The organism is Frankia sp. CcMO1, assembly GCF_977945845.1.
Genome location: NZ_CDWTMG010000060.1, coordinates 12,305 through 12,947 on the forward strand (window position 1 = coordinate 12,305; position 643 = coordinate 12,947).

1 protein-coding gene is annotated in these 643 nt (G+C 70.5%); it reads right to left on the bottom strand.

Features of this window, described 5'->3' with window-relative positions:
- Positions 1-278 precede the first annotated feature (278 nt).
- A partial coding sequence (locus tag AC08OU_RS10210) for a hemerythrin domain-containing protein (RefSeq protein ID WP_476604762.1) occupies positions 279-643 on the bottom strand: 365 nt, incomplete at its 5' end.

Consider the following 643-nt stretch of genomic DNA (forward strand, 5'->3'; position numbering starts at 1 on the left):
TTGACACGGAAGAGGTCACTGGTTCAATCCCAGTATCGCCCACCACGTTCCACCAGGTCAGAGGCCGGTTCCCGCGCTGTAGGGAGCGGCCTCTAGATCGTTTGTCCGTGGATTCGTCCGCTGGACTGTGCGGCTGGGGACCGGCGCCGGAAGCGGGCGGGAGTGTCGGGTGGCACCCGCTGTGAGCACTCGGGACTTCCGGCCCTGGTGGATATGCCCCGCATTGCGCGCGGGTACGGCCGCCGGGGAGCGGGACGATCACGTCAAGGCCTCCGGCTTCACCGCCTGCCTGGAGAAGACCGCCTGCCTGGAGAAGACCGCCTGCCTGGAGAAGCGGGAGTGGGCGGCGGAGTCGCCGTAGACCTCGCGGCGGCAGCCTCCGGCGGGAGGAGGCTGAATGCGGCCTCTTCCTCCTGCTCGTTGTGCAGGCGCAGGACGGCGTACAGCCCGTAGAGCATGCGGCGCAGGTCGACGACGTCCTCCGGCCGTGACCGGGTGAGGTCGTCCAGGAGCCGGCGCAGGCCGCCGATCTGCCGCTCGATCTCGGCATGTGTGCGGCTGAGCGCGCCGGTCGGGTCGGGCCCGCCGAGGGCCCGTGTCACGATCGGGAGGAGTTCGGCCTCCTCGGCCCGTTCGTGCGGCC